A 14,995-nucleotide genomic window follows, 5' to 3' on the forward strand; every position below is an offset into this window, starting at 1 on the left:
GCTCGGCCCTCCTTCTAGTATAATCGTCGCGCCCCGCCGGGCAAGCGGCGAAGGGGCGGGCTATGGTCGGGGCCGAGCGGCGGGAGGGGGCGGGCCATGTGGGGAGGGGTGACGATCACCGGAGGACTCGGGCCGCTCGCGGAGCGGTTCGAGATGCCCCAGTATTACTACGTCGGGCTGGCCGCGCTGGTCGCCGCGATGATCTGGGGCGCGATCCTGGCCTATCGGTCGTGGGAGGAGGCCACCGAGGACCTCGACCCCGCGACCAAGGATGACCTGCTGGAGGCGTTCCGACAGGCCAGGCTAGACGGGGAACTGGACGATCAGGAATACGACCGCGTCCGTCGCCGCATCGAAGAGGGCGGCGACTGAACGGCCGGCCGACTCAGGCGACCTCATAGTTCTCGCGATCGCTCGACCGCGCCGGGTTGATCCCGATGCGCGACGCGCGGATGAACTCGACGAACTCGTCGACCTCGGGGATGCCGCCGAAGTCCCCCGCGATCCGGTCGAGCGCCGCGGAGATCGGCCGCCCCTCGCGGTAGAGGATGCGGAACGCTTGCCGGAGGCCGTTGACGGCGTGGTTCGAGAACCCGGCGCGACGCATGCCGACCAGGTTGAGCCCCGTCACGCAGTTGTAGCCTTGCTGGAGGATGAACGGCGGGATGTCCTTGGATGAGGCCCCCATCCCTCCCAGCATCGCCAGCCGTCCCACCCGCACCCGCTGCTGGATGGCCGTGTTCCCCGAGAGGATGCAGCCGTCTCCCAGCTCGACGTGGCCGGCGATGAGCGCGTTGTTGACGATCGTGCAGTTGTCGCCGACGCGGGCGTCGTGGCCCAGGTGGGTGTTGCACATGAACAGGTTGCGGTGGCCGATGACGGTTTCGCCGGCCCCCTGCACGGTCCCGCGGTGGACGGTGACGAACTCGCGGAAGACGTTGTCGTCCCCGATGCGCACCCCGGTGGGCTCGTCGCGATAGCCGCGGTGCTGGGGGCTCTTGCCCAGGACGGCACCGTGGCTCACGAGGTTGTCGCGGCCCATGGTCAGCGGCCCGCAGAGGCAGGCATGGGCCTCGATGACGCAACCGGGGCCGACCCGGACGGGGCCCTCGATGATCGCGTATGGGCCTACCTGGACGTCCGGGGCGAGGACGGCTTCGGGGTCGATGATGGCAGTCGCATGCACGGTTTCCGAAAAGATCAGCGCCATGCTTACCCTCCTCACCCTCGGCGTCCCAGCATCAAGCCGCGCGGCCCGTCCGACCGCTTAGATCGGACGATCCGGATTTACGGCTTGAGACAAAGGGGACGGCCCGGCCAACTCCTTTCCCGCGCGGCCGGCGAACCTACCCGATGAGGCGGGGGTCGGGAACTCGGAATTATCGAGGGCGAAGAGGACGCTGGCCGGCACCGGCACCCGCCGATCAACGACCGGCGGACCAGGCCTCGCGCGCGGCCCGCTGGAGCGGGTTGGAGCCGTCGGGGAGGCGATCGCCGTCGACTTGCCAGAAGAAGACCCCGCGTAGGCCCCTGGACATCGCCCACTCGGTCTTGATCCGGATCGACTCGGCGTCGTCGTAGCCGACGACCTTCGTCCGATCCGGCGAGAACAGCCAGGGGACCTTGGTCTCGTCGTCCCAGACGCGGGTCCAGCCCTCGTCGAGCAGCCCGCCGACCCCCTTGAAGCCCAGGCTGATCGGCTCCGATCCCTCCGGGACCGACGCGTAGGGCTCGGAGACCGGGAACCCGCGGCCGTAAAGCGCCAGCCCGAGCGCCAGGCGGTCGGCCGGGATCTTCCGCTCATCCAGCAGGTAGCGGATGGTCCGCTCGCTGGACCGCGCGTTCGGGCCGTCCTTGGACGAGTCGAACAGCGGCGAGTTGTGCCCCGCTCGCGCCGACCAGGGCCCGGCGTAGTCATAGGTCATGACGTTGATCCAGTCCATGGTCTCCAGCAGGAACGCCGTGTTTAGGTGATCCAGGGTCTCATGGTTCGACGACGCGGCCATCGTCACGAGCATCGGCCGCCCCTTCGCCTTCCCCATCTCGTCCAGCCGAGCGCGGAACGTCCGCGTCAGGCGTTCAAAGCCGGGGATCTCGGCGTCGGAATCGGGGTATTCCCAGTCCAGGTCGACGCCGTCGTAGTCATATTCATCGACCATCTTGAGGACGGCCGCGACGTAGCGTGCCACGGCCTCCGGGTCGGCGACCATGGCGCGGAACTGAGCGTCCCACCCCCAGCCGCCGAGGGAGAGGAGCACCTTCGCGCCCGCCTTATGGGCGTCGGCGGTCACTTCGCGACTGGGGACGCCCCGATCGCGGTTGAGCCGGCCGTCGGGCCCCGCGGTGACGAAGGCGTGGCAGACGTGAGTGTAGAGCCCGTAGTTCACGGCCTTCGGCGAGCCGAACAGGTAGCCGACGAACTCCCGGGGCTTCGGGACTTCCTCGGCGAGGGTCGAGGCGGTCGAGCCCAGTACGAGGGCCAGGGCTATCGAGGACGCGCGGGTCGTTCGGGGCATCGAGGACGGCCTCCGATCATCGCGGACGTGGGAGCGCGAGGAGACGCGGCGACGTTCGCCGGCGTCCGATGATCGGGCTCGCCGCGCGAGGATGCAAGGGTCGGCCTCGCGATCCGGGGAATCCGGGCGGCGATGCCCGGCGGGTTGGCCCGGTGGCCTCCATCGGCGCTATAATGGGGCCGACGCGCCGCGGTCGTCCGCGGCGATCGGGAGGCGAATCCATGCTCACGCGCGCAATGATCCTCGGCCTGGCCATGGTCACGACCGCCGCCGCGACGGCCCAGGAGGCCCCCGCGCCGGACGCGTTGTTGACGGAGATGGGGCTGGAAGCCGAGAAGACCCGCTACGTCTTCGCCGACGCCGAGCGGGAACTTCGCGAACTGTACCGCGAGGCCGTCGCCGCCCGCGACGAGGCCCGCCAGGCCCTCGCCGAGATCGAGGGCGCCGCGATGATGGAACAGGGCGTCATGGACCTCCAGGCGGGCGAGCAGCAGCTCCAGGCCGAGATCGCCGCCGCGCGTTCGACGGCGGCGGGGATGGGGGGCGGTCGCAACCGCTACTCGCGTTACTATCGCAACCAGGCGAACGCCAACATCCGCGAAAGCCAGCGGCAGGCGGATCAAGTCCGCAAGCAGATCGCCCAGGCGAAGAAGCAACTCCCCACGGAGAAGCAACGACAGGCGGCGCAAGTTGGCGCGCGGATGGCCATGGACCAGGCGCAGGAGGCCGTGCGCAAGGTCAACGACGCCTACGACGCCCTCGTCGATCGCTACCAGGAGGTCCGCGAGAAGCCGGGCACCCTTAAGGCGCTCGAGGACGCCGGGTGGCCCAGGAAATTCTCCTACCAGCTCGGCCCGTCGGAGGAGTCGGATAAGATCGGCAAGTGGGCCAAGGGGATCCTGAAGATCCGGCCCAAGCGGCCGACGACCGGGCCGCGGAAGTCCGACGCCAAGCCCGCGGACGCCGGTGCCGCGGCGAGCCCGCGTTGACGAGGGACGTGGACCGATGCGGGACGTGATACGACGACTGGTCGCCGCGCTGGAGGGGTGCCGAGAGTCCGCCTTCTGCCAGGTCGTCGAGACCCGGGGGTCGACGCCCCAGAAGGCCGGCGCCGCGATGCTGGTCTTGCCCGACGGCGGCCAGGTCGGGACGCTCGGCGGCGGTTGCGTCGAGAACGAGGTCAAGCTGAAAGCCCTGCGAAGGCTGCGCGAGCCCGGGGCCAGCGTCCATTCCTTCGTCCTTGACCACGACGACGCCTGGGCCGACGGGCTCGTCTGCGGCGGCCGGATGACCGTGGTGGTGGAAGCCTTCCGCGGCGACGCCCCGCTCTCCTATTTCCGCGCGCTGGCCGAGGCGATCGACGGCGGCCACGGCTTCACCGAGGCCGTGGTGACGACGCCCGAGTCGCCGTCGCTGGGGCGTCGGACGCTGTTCGACGCCGAAGGCAGCGTGCTGGCCGGGGACGCGACGCTGCAAGCTAGTCCCGCGCCGCTGACGCAACGCCCCCGCGCCCGCGTCGAGCGGGGTGTCGCCTGGCTCCCGTCGCTGCCGAGGGTCCGGCTGGTTATCGTCGGCGCGGGGCACGTCGGGCAGGCCGTCGCGGCGCTGGCGACCGAGGTCGACTTCGACGTCTGGGTGCTCGACGATCGCGACCGCTTCGCCGCCGCCGACCGGTTCCCCGCCGCCGGCCGGCTCCTCGTCGGCCCGATCGGCGAGACCCTGGCGTCGATCGAGGCCGACCTTCATACCTTCATCCTGATCGTCACGCGGGGCCACGGCCACGACCAGGAGGCGCTGGGGGTCGCCGCGCCGAAGCCCGCGGGATATGTCGGGATGATCGGCAGCCGCCGCAAGATCCGGCTCATCTTCGAGGCCCTCCGCGGGCGGGGGGTTTCGGACGAGGCCCTCGCCCGCGTCAGCGCGCCGGTGGGGCTGGACATCGGCTCGCGGACCGTCCCGGAGATCGCCGTCAGCATCGTGGCCGAGCTGATCGCCCGCCGCAACCTCGGCGCGAGGACGAAGCAGCCATGACCATCGCCGCGATCGTCCCGGCCGCCGGCGCGAGCCTGCGCATGAGACGTCCCAAGCTCCTGATCGAGTTCGACGGCCGCCCGCTGATCGCCAGGGTCGTCGCGACGCTGATCGAGGCGGGCGTGGACCGGGTGGTGGTCGTCGCGCCGCCGGCCGACGCCCCGGAAGGCCCCGCCGTGGCCGACGCCGCGGAGGCCGCGGGGGCCGTCGTGCTCAGCCCGTCGACCCGTCCCGAGTCTATGCGCGACTCGATCGAGCTGGGCGTCGCCGAAATCGACCGCCTTGATCCCCCCCCGCGAGCCGTCCTCATCGTCCCGGCCGACAGCCCCAGGCTCGGCGCGGGGACCGTCGCCCGGCTGGTCGACGCCTGGCGGGCGCGGCCGGATCGTATCATGGCGCCGACGTTCGGTGGGCGTCGCGGCCATCCCCCGGTCTTCCCCTGGCCAATGCTACGCGCCGTCCGCGACCTGCCCCCGGGCGTCGGCGTCAATCAATTACTCGTAACCCATGCCGACATGATCGACCCCGTCCCGATGGAGACCGATTCGGTCCTGGGCGACATGGACACCCCCGACGACGCGCGGCGGCTTCGAACGTGGCCGGTGCGCCTCTTCGCCGTCGCCCGCCAGCGCGCCGGGAGGGTCGAGGTGACGGTCGCCCTCCCCTGCCCCGCGACCGTCGGCGACCTCCGCCGCGCCCTGGCGGAACAGCACCCCGCGCTGGCGACCCTCGCGACGAGCGTCCGCGTGGCCGTGGACGACGAGTACGCCGACGACGCCGCCCCGCTCCCACCCGACGCCCGACTCGCCCTGATCCCACCCGTCAGCGGCGGCCAACGCTGAGCCCCTGAAAGGCCCCCATGGTCGAGATCACCGATACCCCCCTGGACCACGCGGCGCTCACGGAGCGGGTGCGCCACGACAACGCCGGCGCCGTCTGCACTTTCCTGGGGACTGTCCGCGAGATGACCGGCGACCGCCGCACCGTCCACCTGGAGTACGAGGCCTACCCGGAGATGGCCGCCAAGAAGCTCGCCGAGTTGGAGGCCGAGGCCCGCCGCCGCTGGCCGATCATCGAGCTGGCCCTCGCCCATCGCGTGGGGACGCTGGGCCTCGGCGACGTCAGCGTCGTCGTCGCGGTGAGCTGCCCCCATCGCGCCGACGCCTTCGAAGCCTGCCGATGGCTGATCGACACGCTCAAGGAAGTCGTCCCCATCTGGAAACGTGAGCGATGGGCCGACGGCCGCGAGGAATGGATCCATCCCGGGCTCGAAGGCCGGTAGAATGGCATTATGAGCCTACCTCAGACGCACGACACGATGACGCGGACCGCGGCCCCGAGGCTGATGGACTCGTTCGGGCGCGTCCACAACAACCTGCGGATTAGCGTCACCGACCGCTGCAACCTCCGGTGCGTCTACTGCATGCCGGAGCAGGTCGAGTTCATGCCCCGCGAGCGTCTTCTCAGCTTCGAGGAGATCGCCCGGTTCGTGGCGATCGTCGCGCCCCTGGGGATCGACAAGCTTCGGCTCACCGGCGGCGAGCCGCTGCTGCGCAAAAACCTGGATGTCCTGGTCGGGATGCTCGTCGGAATCCCGGGCATCGCCGACGTCGGGATGACGACCAACGGCATGCTCCTGGCGCCGATGGCCGAGCGGCTGCGCGACGCCGGCCTGCGACGCGTCAACATCAGCCTGGACACGCTCGACGCCGATCGGTTCCAGCGTCTGGCGCGGCGGCCGGGGCTCGACGCGACGATCGAGGGGATCATGGCCGCGAAGCGGGCCGGCTTCGACCCGATCAAGATCAACGCGGTCATCATCCGTGGCTTCAACGAGGACGACGTGGCCCCGCTGGCCCGGTTCGCCCGCGAGCATGGGCTGGGGATGCGGTTCATCGAGTACATGCCGCTCGACGCCGGGCATTCCTGGGAGCGCGAGAAGGTCGTCCCCGCCGCGGAGATCCTCGACGTGCTCGCCCGCGAGGTCGGCCCTTTGGCCCCGGCGCCCGACCAGGACCCCCGCGCCCCGGCGATGGAGTACGAGTACCTCGACGGCGACGGCCGGGTCGGGATGATCGCGTCGGTCAGCCGGCCGTTCTGCATGAGCTGCAACCGGCTGAGGCTGACCTCCGACGGCAAGATCCGCAACTGCCTGTTCGCGCTGGGAGAGACCGACATCCGGGCGCTACTGCGGTCGGGGGCGCCGGCCGAGGCCCTGGCCGACGCCGTCCGGGCCTCGATCGCGGACAAGTGGGAGGGGCACGAGATCAACACCGCGCGGTTCGTGCAGCCCGACCGGCCGATGCACTCGATCGGCGGCTGACGATCAGCCCAGCCGGTAGACCCTCGCGGCGTTGTCGTGCCAGAGCTTACGACGCTCGGCCTCGGGGCGATCGGCCGTGATCCGGCGGAGCGACTCGGCCCAGGCGGTCATCGGGGCCCCCAGCGTGCAGACCGGCCAGTCGCTCCCGTACAGCACGCGGTCGGGGCCGAACGCCTCCAGCATGTGCAGCACCACCGGCGCCAGGTCCTCGTCCGACCACTCCCGCCCCTGGGCCTGCGACACCAGCCCGGACACCTTGCCGACCACGTTGGGCGACTTCGCCATCCGGTCGATGTCCTTCTTCCACGCGGTCAGGTCGCCGAAGATCGGCGGGTTGCCGCAGTGGTCCAGGACGAACGACGTCTCGGGCGCGGACTCGACCAGCTTCGCCCCGTCGGCCAGCTCCGCGTGTCGCATGCAGAGGTCGAAGCAGAGGCCCACCTCGCCGAGCTTCCGGACGCCCCGCACGAACGAGGGCTCGACGCACGTGCCGGGGGGCGTGCCGCCGTGGAGCACCTGGCGCAGGCCCTTGACCGCCGGGTCCTTCGCCAGCGGCTCGATGTAGGCGGCGAAATCGTCGTCGGCGGGACGCCCCCCGATCACCGCCCCCGCGATCGGGTTGGACGGGTCGCGGCAAAGCTCGATTGCGAGCCGGGCCTCCAGCGGGTGGTCGGCCGGCGCAACGTCGATCTCCACGTACACGATCTTCGCCACGTCTAGCCCGGCGGCGGCCTCGCGATACTCGGCCCACCGGGCGTCTTGCTCCAGGCCGGACCCCTTCATCCAGGGGGCGCGAATCCTCGCGAGGTCCCAGATGTGGACGTGGGAATCCACGATCGGCTCGGTCGGCGCGGCGCCTCCCGAGGCCGTCGCGACGGTCGCGGCGGCGGCGGTCCAGCCCAGGAATTCGCGTCGGGTCGGCGGCATGCGGGGCTCCTTGTGATCGGCTCAGGCGGTCGTGGTCCGGGTGAATTCCCGGCGGTCGACCTGGTAGCGGTGCAGCCTGGAAAGGTCGAGCTGGACGCCGACGCCCGGTCGCGACGGGACGGAAAACCAGCCGGGGGTGGACATCTCGAACGGTGGCGCGACCACGTCGTCGACGAACCACCGGGCGCTGGGCTCCAGGTCGGAGGCGTACTTGCAATTGGGGAGGGTCGCGAGATGGACGTTGAACGCCTGGCCCAGCCCCAGCTCCGCCGTACCCCCCACCCAGCAGCCGACGCCGTGCTGGAAGCAGAGGTCGTGCAGGGTCCGGGCGGCGGCCAACCCCCCGCAGCGCTGGAGCTTCAGGCAGACGATCTTGCAGGCGCCGCGACGGATCGCCTCGGCCGTCGCTCCCGGCGCGTGGACCGACTCGCAAAGGCCGATCGGCGTGATCAGGGACGCTTGCAACTCCGCCATGGCGTCCAGGTCGCCCGCGGCGTAGGGCTGCTCGATCATCACGAGGTCGAGCTCGTCCATCGCGCGGAACAGGTCGGCGTCGACCGCGGTGAAGGCGCCACCTCCGTCGACCATCAGCTCGACGTCCGGGAAGTGCGATCGCAGGGCGCGGGCGAGTTCCAGGTCGTACCCCGGCGCGATGCGCAGCTTGACCCGCCGATAGCCCTCGACGAGGTGGGCCTCGACGGCCTGGAGCAGCTCCACGACCGACGGATACGAGCCGATCACCAGGCCCGCCTCGGCGCCGAGCCCGATCTGGGCGTCGTCGGCGCCCAGGAGTTGGGCGACCGTGGCGTGATGTTCCTGGCCCAGGAGATCCCAGAGGGCGGTCTCGGCGCCGGCGGTCGCGATCGGGCCCGCGCCCCAGCTCGCGGCGGCCTCCGCGATGCGCTCGGTGCGCTCGACCGACAGGCCAAGGAGCCGGGGGGCGATCAGGTCGGTCAGCTCGGCCCAGCATTCGTCGACCAGGGCGGTTGAGCCCGGCGGCGGCGAAGCCTCGCCGTGGGCGAGGCTCGAGGAAGTCTCCAGCGTCAGGAGGACGGCGTCCTTCACCGACGCTTCCCCCTCAACGTCGGGCCGAGGGGCTTTCATCGGCAACTGGATCCGCGTGGCGACGACCCGCTCGACGGGGCTGGTGGCTGTGAACACGCCGCTTCCCTCCTCACCTGCCGGATGGCGTCGACGGCCCCCGGGGCCCCCGAACGTCGCCGTCCAGCTTATCACAACTCCAGCGCGTTCCATGCCTTTCCACTTTCGAAGGCGGGTCAGCGCCGAACTCCCCCCGACCACCCTCGTCGGCGGCCCGACTCGGAGGCCAGGAAAGTTGGCTTCGTTCGTCCGACCGAGTCACCGTTGCTCATCACTTTAACCCTCGATTGTCGGTGACTTGCATCGAATTGGAGTTGGCTTCGTTCGTCATTTCGAAGTGGTTTCCCGCGGCAGCCGCCAGTCGGCTCGGCGGGCCGAGCAAGGCCACGCATGTGCCCGTCAGTCACGGCGAAGCCGGGGGCTCGGGAATCGCTCCCGCTTCCCTCCGTCCGAATCCAAATTGCCAAGGAGCACGATCAGCCATCCCCCGAATGATCCGCGATCGGGTTCCGGCAATTTCATGTTTCCGGGATTCTTTTCGGATCCGTCGGCCAGCGAGGCCACGCGGACGAGCCGGCCCGACGGGCGTCGCGCCGTCGCAATTGTCGCGGCGGGCCCGAGTTGCTAGAGTGATCGTACGCACCCCACCCACGACGAAGCCCCCGAGACGCTGATGGACATCATGAGCGGCGGCCCCGCGCGCGAGCCCTGGTACAAGGAAGGACTGTCGTTCACCTGCACTCGGTGCGGCGATTGTTGCACCGGCGCGCCGGGATACGTCTGGGTCGACGCGGACGAGATCGCGGCGCTGGCCGCGCATCGCGGCGACACGCCGGACGAGTTCTCGATGAAGTTCGTGCGCAAGGTCGGCCGCCGCTACAGCTTGATCGAGCGTCCCGGCGGCGATTGCGTCTTCTGGGAGCGGGGCGTCGGCTGCACGGTGTACGAGGCCCGCCCGGTCCAGTGCCGGACATGGCCGTTCTGGCCCGAGAACGTTGACACCCCCGAGGACTGGGAGAACGTCACCCAGATCTGCCCCGGGTCGGGCCAGGGTCGTCTCTACTCGGCCGAGGAGATCGTCGCGTCGATCGGGAAGACGCGCTCATGACGGCCGACGACGTCCGCGACCCGCTGCGCATCCTCTATAGGGAACTGGACGCGGCCGTGGCCGAGGCGGCGCCCGTCTGCGCGCTGAGCGGGCGTTGCTGCCGATTCGAGGAGTACGGCCACACGCTGTTCCTTTCGGCCCCCGAGGCCGCCCTGCTGCTGGCCGACGCGCCGCCCCCGTCGCGGCCGCTCGACGACGGCCAGACTTGCCCCTGGCAGGACCACGCCGGCCGCTGCACGGCGCGGGAAGCCCGGCCGCTGGGATGTCGCGTCTATTTCTGCGACCCGGCCTATGAGGGACGGGCCCCCGAGATCACCGAGCGGTTCATCTCCCGGATGAAGGCCCTGGTCGCCGACCGAGGCTGGCCGTGGGGCTACGGCCCCCTGCGCGATCACCTCCGCGAAGCCGCCGAAAACGGCGGATTCCGCCCCCCCCCGTCGCCCGCCGCCGAGTCGTAAACCGGCCCCGCGTAGGCCCCCGCGGCGGGGTTTTTGCTTGACACTAATCCATGTGGCCAATACATTTGAGGCATCTCGGCCTCCCAGCGAGCCGCCCGCGCCTTCGTGGAGATCGCCATCGTGACCAAAAAAGAGATCGTGAAGAAAATCTCCGATGACATCGGGCTCACCCAGCTCAAGACCAAGGATATCGTCCAGCGCACCCTGGACGCGATCATCCATACTCTCGTCACCGAAGGCCGGATCGAGCTGCGCAACTTCGGCGTCTTCGAGGTCAAGCAGCGGGCGCCGCGCAAGGCTCGGAACCCCCGCACCGGCGACAAGGTCTACGTCCCGTCCAAGAACGTGGTGACCTTCAAGCCGGGCAAGGAAATGGAAGAACTGGTGCGAAAGATGGATCCCGACAATCTTCCTCTATTGGAAGAAGCCCCCGATGCCGATCTAGAGGGCAACGGAAGCGTCGAGCCGGCGACCGAACCACCGGCGCGTTGATCGAGGGGCCCTAACTCCTCCCGACGCGTCGACTTCGGCCGCGACTCGGCGGACGCCCCAACGGAGCCCGGGACGGATCCACGCAAGGACTGCGTGGCGCGACCGGCCCGAGCGATGACGTAGGCGGGAGGAGCCCGACATGCGAAAATTTCTGGCGGCCCTGGCCATCATGGTCGCCTCCCTCGCCCTGTTCGAGGGCTGTGCGCCGGTGCCGCTGCCGAGATACGCGGCATACAAACCCAGGCGCGTGGAACAACTCCTGAACGAGTCCGAGAACCTCCGTCAGGCCGGCGATGATTGGGAGCGCTTCTGGCTCCTCGATCAACCGTCGCACATGACGCCGTTCCGGACCCACGGCGGCCTCGGGCCCTGATCCAGCCCGTCGCGAATCGCTCGTCGACACCCCAGGCCGACCCCCGCACCCCGGGGGCCGGCCTTTTTTACTTGGCCAGCGGCCGCTCCCATCCGACAATCACGAAACCCGCCCGCCCCGGCGAGCCAACCTTGATTACCCCGGTACGACCCGGGACGATCCAGTCCCCCGGAGCCGCCCCGATGTCACGCGCCCTCCTCGTGATCGACGTGCAGAACGAATATTTCACCGGTGCCCTGCCGATCACCCACCCGGTCGGGCACCTGGGACGGATCCTGGAGGTGATGGACGCGGCCGAGGGGAAGATCCCCGTCGTCGTGATCCAGCACGGCGCCGATCAGGGGCCGATCTTCCGCAAGGGGACGCCCGCCTGGGAGCTGCACCCCGAGATCGCCGCGCGCCCGCGCGACCTCCTCGTCCAGAAGGAGATGCCGGGGAGCTTCACCGGGACCGACCTGGAGGCCTGGCTCCGCGAGCGGGGAATCGACACGGTGACGATCGCCGGCTACATGACCCACATGTGCTGCGACACCACCGCCCGGCAGGCCGCCCACCTGGGCCTCAAATCCGAATTCCTCAGCGACGCCACCGGCACGCTCGACCTGGAGAACGCGGCGGGGCGGGTCACGGCCGAGGAGTTGCAGCGCTCCATCCTCTGCGCGCAGCAACAGTTCCTCAGCGAGGTCGTCCCCTCGTCGGCCTGGCTCCGCCGCCTGTAACCGTCTCGACCGTCACGATCGCCGGATAAACCCGGGGCGCCGCCGGTTGCCGATGCGGGGGCGCGTGCTACAATTAACTCCGATAGCCAGTGCGCCCATGAGTTTGCGCGTCCGTCCCTGTCGAGGGCCTGCTTCTCCCCGAGGAGGCGTCCCGTGCCCCTGAGCGACCTTGATCGCGGACTGATCGACCGGTGCCTGGGGAAGGAACCGGGCGCGTGGAATGACTTCGTCGATCGCTACGCCGGCCTGATCCACCACGTGATCCACCACGTCGCGCACTCGCGGAGCCGGCTGCTCAGCGAGGCCGACACCGAGGACATCGCCGCGGAGATCCTCCTGGCGATCGTGGACGACGACTACGAGGTCTTGCGACGATACAAGGGACTCAGCTCGCTGCCGACCTACCTCACGGTCATCGCCCGCCGCGTCTGCGTCCGCGAGATGATCCGACGCCAGCGCGCCGCCGAGCTTGGCCACGCCAGCGCCCACCGCGAGGTCGTCAGCGACCTCTCCGGCGAGGCCGAGGCCATCGCCTCGGCCGAGGAGGTCGAACGCATCCTGGACGAGCTCCCGGAGAAGGAGGCCCAGGTCGTCCGGCTCTACCACCTCAAGTACATGAACTACCGCGACATCGCCAAGCAGCTCGGCATCTCCGAGAACTCCGTCGGCCCGATCCTCGCCAGGGCCCGCAAGCGCATGCGACGCGCCGCCCAGTCGTCCCAGAAGACCGGCTGACCCCGGAATCCTTCCCTCGCCTGTTGCCTCTCCCCGCCCGATCGCTATACTTTCTCCCCAGGCCCTCGTAGCTCAACGGATAGAGTCACTGACTTCGAATCAGAAGGTTGCAGGTTCGAATCCTGCCGAGGGCACTCCCTTCTCCGGTTACTTCGAAATCGACGCGACGCGGCGGGAACTCCCCGGCCGCGTCGCGATGGATGAAACGGCCTCCTGGTCGTCTCAGCCCTTAGCCTTGTCCTCGGCCTGCTCCCTGTCCTTGCCCTCCGGCTCGGGCTTGTTCAGGCCCTCAAGCTGCTTGAGCACCCGGTCGAGCTTTTGTTCCAGGGCGTCGATACGCTCCTTGTCCTCGGCGCGGTCGGGGGCGCGGAGGATGGCGCGGCCCTCGGCGACGCGGGGGGCGGCCTGGAACGGGAACCCGGCGGGGGGCCGGAAGCCGGCCCAACCACCGCCGGCCTCGGCCATCTCCCTCTGGGCCTCGCCCAGCCTCCTCATGGTCTCGGCCGTCTCCCGCTGCTTGCGGGCGAGTTCTTGTTGAAGTTCATGGACACGCCGGGCCGCCGCGGCGAGCTTCTTCTCGTCGCGATCGCCGCGGCCGGCGGCGAACGGATCGGGCCGGGCGATGATGACGTCGCCGGGCATCGGGCCCGTGAAGTTGATGGTCCCCGGGCCTCCGGCCTGAAGCTTCTCGAGGGCCTCCAGGGCCGACTTCAGGGCCTTGATCTGGCCGTCGGCGTCTTCGCCCCTGGGCTCCTTCGACTCCAACTCCCGGATCCTGCCCTTCAGCTCATCGACGGCCTTCTTGATCCCCTCCCTGGCCTGATCGGGCGCGCCGCGGAACTCGAAGCGCATCTTGCGGCCTTCGGCCTTGTCCTTCCTGTCGTCTTCTTCCCTGGGGTCGTCCTTCTCGTCATCGACGACCGTGGCGACGGCTATGGTGTCGGCCCCGCGATTGATCGCGACGGGGCCGTCGACGTGGATCGTCTTCAGCTTACCGTCGGCGAGCGCGTGGATGGTCTTCGTCTCGCCGTCGACGGCCTCGGCGTAGAATGTCAGGACGTCGCCTTCCCGTTCGACCCGATCGGCGACGATGACCGTTCCGTCGAAAGGGTCGTCGGTGACCGTGACCGAGACGAGCGATTCGGCCTCGTTCGCCTTCTGGGCCCAGGTGGGGCCCATCGGCAGCAGGACGCCGGCCAGCCCAAGCGCGGCGAGCGATCCCTTCCATCCCAGCGTCCGGGGGGTCGTGCCTCTCATGACCATCGTCAGCCTCCTTCGCAAGTGTCGGACCTCGCCGAATCCGCTCGCCAGGAGCGGGGCCGGCTCGGCGCCCGGGTTCAGGAAATCGACCGTGTCGAGCAGGGTCTCGGCATAGGCGCGGGCGTCGTCGGGGAACATCCAGACGACCCAGGCGTCGCAGCATCGCTCCTCGGCGTCGCGGAAGGCCTTGCGGACCCACCAGACGGCCGGGTGCCACCAGTACAGGACCGTCGCCGCCAGTTCGAGGAACCGCCAGAGGTGGTCCCCGCGCCTCAGGTGGGCCAGCTCGTGGGCGAGAAGGAGGGTCCGGCGGCGCGCGTCCAGCCCCTTCCACAGCGACCGGGGGAGGATCAGCCGAGGTCGCCCCCCCAGGCCCCAGAGCATCGGCGCGACTCGGGCGTCGACCACGGCGACGAGGGGGGATCGTCGCAGCCCCATCCGGGCCGACAGCTCGGCGACCTCGTCCTCGACCGCCCATCCCGCCGGCGTGGCGTCTCTCAGCCCTCGCTGGAACCGGACGATCCGGCAGCCGGCTAGCACGGCCGTCGCCAGCGCCCCCGCCAGCCACACACCGCCGCCGACCCGCCAGGCCGTCGCGGCGTCGAACGACCATGACGGAGGCTCGGCCATCGCCGGCGTCTCGACCGCGGGGTCGAACGCCACCAACTCGGGCGGATCGACCCATGCCCACGTCATGACGTCCAGATCCAAGGCCTCCAGCGGCACGAGCGGGGAGACTTCGGCCGTCGCTTTCTCGGCCTCGAACCGGCCGACCGGGATCTCGAATAGCGGCGGAGTCACCAGTTTCAGTAGGACAAGCGCCCAGAGGGCGTGCATGACGGCGGGGCGTCGCGACAGCAGCGGGGCCAGCGTCGCGACGACGGCCCCCATCGCCGCGGCGGTGACGGCGTTGGACAGGGCGACGCGCATCAAGTCTTCCATGGCGGGACTC

The 14,995-nt window shown here is 69.9% G+C and carries 17 protein-coding genes and 1 tRNA gene; 13 read left to right on the plus strand and 5 right to left on the minus strand.

Annotation, left to right across the window (positions count from 1 at the left end):
- Positions 1-96: 96 nt before the first annotated feature.
- Positions 97-372 carry a hypothetical protein gene (locus WG209_RS13005; RefSeq protein ID WP_337175480.1) on the plus strand — a complete coding sequence of 92 codons (276 nt, stop codon included), beginning with the start codon at positions 97-99 and terminating at the stop codon, positions 370-372.
- 13 nt (positions 373-385) lie between these two features.
- Here the strand turns inward: WG209_RS13005 and lpxA are convergent, their stop codons facing one another.
- The gene (gene lpxA, locus WG209_RS13010) at positions 386-1,210 is read right to left on the minus strand and encodes an acyl-ACP--UDP-N-acetylglucosamine O-acyltransferase (protein ID WP_337175481.1); all 825 of its coding nucleotides are present in this window, start codon (positions 1,208-1,210) and stop codon (positions 386-388) included.
- 214 nt (positions 1,211-1,424) lie between these two features.
- Positions 1,425-2,516 carry a glycoside hydrolase family 18 protein gene (locus WG209_RS13015; RefSeq protein ID WP_337175482.1) on the minus strand — a complete coding sequence of 364 codons (1,092 nt, stop codon included), beginning with the start codon at positions 2,514-2,516 and terminating at the stop codon, positions 1,425-1,427.
- Between the two features lie 221 nt (positions 2,517-2,737).
- Between WG209_RS13015 and WG209_RS13020 the strand changes: the two genes are divergently transcribed.
- From WG209_RS13020 to moaA, 5 genes are read left to right on the plus strand one after another with little or no spacing between them, the layout of a single operon-like run.
- Positions 2,738-3,505, plus strand: a complete 768-nt coding sequence (locus WG209_RS13020) for a hypothetical protein (protein ID WP_337175483.1) — start codon at positions 2,738-2,740, stop codon at positions 3,503-3,505.
- Positions 3,506-3,521: 16 nt separating this feature from the next.
- Positions 3,522-4,547, plus strand: a complete 1,026-nt coding sequence (locus WG209_RS13025) for an XdhC family protein (protein WP_337175484.1) — start codon at positions 3,522-3,524, stop codon at positions 4,545-4,547.
- Entirely contained in the window at positions 4,544-5,389 is an 846-nt protein-coding gene (locus WG209_RS13030) for an NTP transferase domain-containing protein (RefSeq protein WP_337175485.1), read from the plus strand. Before WG209_RS13025 ends, WG209_RS13030 begins: the two co-directional genes overlap by 4 nt.
- A gap of 17 nt (positions 5,390-5,406) precedes the next feature.
- Complete coding sequence (locus tag WG209_RS13035; RefSeq protein WP_337175486.1) at positions 5,407-5,829, plus strand: molybdenum cofactor biosynthesis protein MoaE; 423 nt, start codon at positions 5,407-5,409, stop codon at positions 5,827-5,829.
- A gap of 9 nt (positions 5,830-5,838) precedes the next feature.
- Entirely contained in the window at positions 5,839-6,870 is a 1,032-nt protein-coding gene (gene moaA / locus WG209_RS13040) for a GTP 3',8-cyclase MoaA (RefSeq protein WP_337175487.1), read from the plus strand.
- Between the two features lie 3 nt (positions 6,871-6,873).
- On the opposite strand, the gene WG209_RS13045 is transcribed toward moaA, so the two are convergent.
- Complete coding sequence (locus tag WG209_RS13045; RefSeq protein WP_337175488.1) at positions 6,874-7,797, minus strand: amidohydrolase family protein; 924 nt, start codon at positions 7,795-7,797, stop codon at positions 6,874-6,876.
- Positions 7,798-7,818: 21 nt separating this feature from the next.
- Complete coding sequence (locus tag WG209_RS13050) at positions 7,819-8,958, minus strand: enolase C-terminal domain-like protein (RefSeq protein WP_337175489.1); 1,140 nt, start codon at positions 8,956-8,958, stop codon at positions 7,819-7,821.
- Between the two features lie 613 nt (positions 8,959-9,571).
- On the opposite strand from WG209_RS13050, the gene WG209_RS13055 reads away from it, so the two are divergent.
- The 7 genes from WG209_RS13055 to WG209_RS13085 all read left to right on the plus strand — a co-directional run bounded on the left by WG209_RS13055 (position 9,572) and on the right by WG209_RS13085 (position 12,917).
- Positions 9,572-10,006, plus strand: a complete 435-nt coding sequence (locus tag WG209_RS13055; RefSeq protein WP_337175490.1) for a YkgJ family cysteine cluster protein — start codon at positions 9,572-9,574, stop codon at positions 10,004-10,006.
- Entirely contained in the window at positions 10,003-10,464 is a 462-nt protein-coding gene (locus WG209_RS13060; protein WP_337175491.1) for a hypothetical protein, read from the plus strand. Before WG209_RS13055 ends, WG209_RS13060 begins: the two co-directional genes overlap by 4 nt.
- Positions 10,465-10,569: 105 nt before the next feature.
- Complete coding sequence (locus WG209_RS13065; protein WP_337175492.1) at positions 10,570-10,956, plus strand: HU family DNA-binding protein; 387 nt, start codon at positions 10,570-10,572, stop codon at positions 10,954-10,956.
- Between the two features lie 139 nt (positions 10,957-11,095).
- Complete coding sequence (locus WG209_RS13070) at positions 11,096-11,329, plus strand: hypothetical protein (protein ID WP_337175493.1); 234 nt, start codon at positions 11,096-11,098, stop codon at positions 11,327-11,329.
- A 182-nt stretch (positions 11,330-11,511) separates the two neighbouring features.
- Positions 11,512-12,048 carry a cysteine hydrolase family protein gene (locus tag WG209_RS13075; RefSeq protein WP_337175494.1) on the plus strand — a complete coding sequence of 179 codons (537 nt, stop codon included), beginning with the start codon at positions 11,512-11,514 and terminating at the stop codon, positions 12,046-12,048.
- 153 nt (positions 12,049-12,201) lie between these two features.
- Complete coding sequence (locus tag WG209_RS13080) at positions 12,202-12,783, plus strand: sigma-70 family RNA polymerase sigma factor (RefSeq protein ID WP_337175495.1); 582 nt, start codon at positions 12,202-12,204, stop codon at positions 12,781-12,783.
- A gap of 61 nt (positions 12,784-12,844) precedes the next feature.
- Positions 12,845-12,917: transfer RNA gene (locus WG209_RS13085), tRNA-Arg, on the plus strand.
- 88 nt (positions 12,918-13,005) lie between these two features.
- Here the strand turns inward: WG209_RS13085 and WG209_RS13090 are convergent.
- The gene (locus WG209_RS13090; protein WP_337175496.1) at positions 13,006-14,985 is read right to left on the minus strand and encodes a M56 family metallopeptidase; all 1,980 of its coding nucleotides are present in this window, start codon (positions 14,983-14,985) and stop codon (positions 13,006-13,008) included.
- Positions 14,986-14,995: the final 10 nt, after the last annotated feature.

It is taken from the genome of Paludisphaera sp. (assembly GCF_037189885.1).
In the GTDB taxonomy this organism is placed as follows: Bacteria; Planctomycetota; Planctomycetia; order Isosphaerales; family Isosphaeraceae; genus Paludisphaera.